This window comes from uncultured Planktosalinus sp. (assembly GCF_963973675.1).
In the GTDB taxonomy this organism is placed as follows: Bacteria; Bacteroidota; Bacteroidia; order Flavobacteriales; family Flavobacteriaceae; genus Planktosalinus.
Genome location: NZ_CAXBAN010000430.1, coordinates 1 through 1,973 on the forward strand (window position 1 = coordinate 1; position 1,973 = coordinate 1,973).

4 protein-coding genes are annotated in these 1,973 nt (G+C 41.0%); all 4 read left to right on the forward strand.

Translation table 11 applies throughout. From position 1 onward, the window contains the following. The first annotated feature begins 153 nt into the window (after positions 1–153). The 4 genes from AACY61_RS12995 to AACY61_RS13010 are packed head-to-tail and all read left to right on the forward strand — an operon-like array spanning position 154 to position 1,774. Positions 154–378: a late promoter transcription accessory protein gene (locus AACY61_RS12995; protein ID WP_339612009.1), complete on the forward strand. Its 225-nt coding sequence runs from the start codon at positions 154–156 to the stop codon at positions 376–378. Continuing rightward, complete coding sequence (locus tag AACY61_RS13000; RefSeq protein WP_339612011.1) at positions 375–680, forward strand: hypothetical protein; 306 nt, start codon at positions 375–377, stop codon at positions 678–680. Before AACY61_RS12995 ends, AACY61_RS13000 begins: the two co-directional genes overlap by 4 nt. Then, positions 664–819 carry a hypothetical protein gene (locus tag AACY61_RS13005; protein WP_339612012.1) on the forward strand — a complete coding sequence of 52 codons (156 nt, stop codon included), beginning with the start codon at positions 664–666 and terminating at the stop codon, positions 817–819. Before AACY61_RS13000 ends, AACY61_RS13005 begins: the two co-directional genes overlap by 17 nt. 55 nt (positions 820–874) lie before the next feature. Then, positions 875–1,774, forward strand: a complete 900-nt coding sequence (locus AACY61_RS13010) for a hypothetical protein (protein ID WP_339612013.1) — start codon at positions 875–877, stop codon at positions 1,772–1,774. The last annotated feature ends 199 nt before the right edge of the window (positions 1,775–1,973 follow it).

Here is a 1,973-nt window from a genome sequence, read left to right on the forward strand (position 1 = left end):
CAACGAAACTCTTTCTTATTATCGAAAAAAGCATTTTTGTGAAAATTCAAGAAGTGGTTTACCAGCTTGTGAAAATTGCAATCGTAATGCACCTATTGTACCCGATGTAAAGCAAGACGTGCAAAAATTATTAGAAATAGAAAGTCTGATTTGATGATCGAAAAAATATTAACTAAAGAAAATTTCTGTGTTCTGGTAGAAGAATCGGTAAGAAAAAAAGCGCACCCTTATATGGATGCTGTTTTAGAAATTTGTGATAAACACACTATTGATCCAGAGCAAGTTTCGTCGCTTCTAAATATGAGCATAAAAGATAAGATTGAAGCTGAAGCCAGAGATTTGAATTATTTAGAAAAGGTTAATAAATTACCATTATGAAAAGGTTGAGAAATCTCATGTTAAAAACAATCGGACTATACATCCCATTTGCTGTTGTCATTCTCGGCATTGGTGCATGTAGTTTTATATACAAAGATGCACTTTTAGGATTCTCTAAAAAGGAGGAACCCGTAGAAAATGTACCACAGCAAGAGGTATTACCCGCTGATGTTGGACCTGTTGAGGAAGAATCAACAATTCCAGAAGATGTGCCACCAGCAGAGCAGGAGACAGAGGATGAGCCAGAACTCCCCGGAATCGGAGAATGTGTCTGCCCAAACTCAGATGGAACTCTTTCCTGAATATGAACATGTCGAACAAGATGGATTTATAACAGTACATCCACCTTTATCGAAATTGTTTGAAAAGTATTCAACTCCAAAGCCTATGGAGATTGAAAAAGGCTCAATCACCTTTGAAAAAAAGATTGACAAAACCTGATAAAAAAACTAGTATATATAGATTCACACACTGTAATATTAAGGAATAAAAACATATGTCACTTGCTTCTTTAAAGCGCTCCCGAACATCTTCTATTGATAAATTAGTTTCTGCTGCTGCAAAACTTGATGAAAGTGCTTCCACGCAGAAAAACGGTCCTGATGACCGGATTTGGAAACCAACTGTAGACAAAGCTGGAAATGGCTATGCAGTCATCCGTTTTTTACCTGCTACAGAAGGTGAAGAGTTACCATGGGTGCGCTATTGGGATCATGGCTTCAAGGGTGATACCACGGGCCTGTGGTACATTGAAAAGTCTCTGACTTCTATTGGTCAGAAAGACCCATTGAGCGAGGTTAACGCCAAGCTTTGGAACTCTGGCGTAGATGCTGATAAAGATATTGCTCGTAAGCAAAAGCGTCGGCTGCATTATGTCTCCAACATCTATGTTGTCTCAGATTCGGCTAACCCTGATAACGAAGGCAAAGTTTTCCTCTACCAGTACGGCAAGAAAATCTTCGATAAGTTGATGGATGCAATGCAACCTCAATTTGAAGATGAAGACCCAATCAACCCCTTCGATTTCTGGGAAGGTGCTGATTTCAAACTAAAAATTCGTAATGTTGAGGGTTACCGGAACTATGACCGGTCTGAGTTTGCCACTCCTGCTCCAATAGCAGATGACGAAACGTTAGAGGTGGTTTACAAAAAGCTGTACCCTCTGAACGAATTTGTTGACCCTGCCAACTACAAGTCATACGATGAATTGAAGGCTCGGCTTGACGCTGTGTTGGGGCGTTCTGGTTCGTTCACTCCACAGCAACAGGAAGACCTTTCGGTTACGGCTGAAAGTAGTCCGATGAAGTCGGTAGAGCCTTCTGAGTCACTTAGCATCAGTGATGAGGATGATGACGACACTATGTCATACTTCTCTAAACTTGCCTCTGAAGACTAAGTGAAGTTAACCCCCGGTGTTTTGATGATTCCCTTTCGCACCGGGGGTTTTCTTATGGCGTTCCCGGATGACCGGTGAGTGGATTAGAAGCCATATAATAACTGTCTGCTGCTGAAACGGCCTGTTGACCAATAACATTGGTATTTGAGTTAGCTTGGCTGGATGAGTTGTCAATTACGATAGTTCCCCCACTAGGTGG

Excerpts from the sequence above, each read along its gene's own strand:
- AACY61_RS13000 (WP_339612011.1), top strand. The coding sequence starts at position 375 with ATGAAAAGGTTGAGAAATCTCATGTTAAAAACAATCGGACTATACATC.
- AACY61_RS13005 (WP_339612012.1), top strand. The coding sequence starts at position 664 with ATGGAACTCTTTCCTGAATATGAACATGTCGAACAAGATGGATTTATA.
- AACY61_RS12995 (WP_339612009.1), top strand. The coding sequence starts at position 154 with ATGATCGAAAAAATATTAACTAAAGAAAATTTCTGTGTTCTGGTAGAA.
- AACY61_RS13010 (WP_339612013.1), top strand. The coding sequence starts at position 875 with ATGTCACTTGCTTCTTTAAAGCGCTCCCGAACATCTTCTATTGATAAA.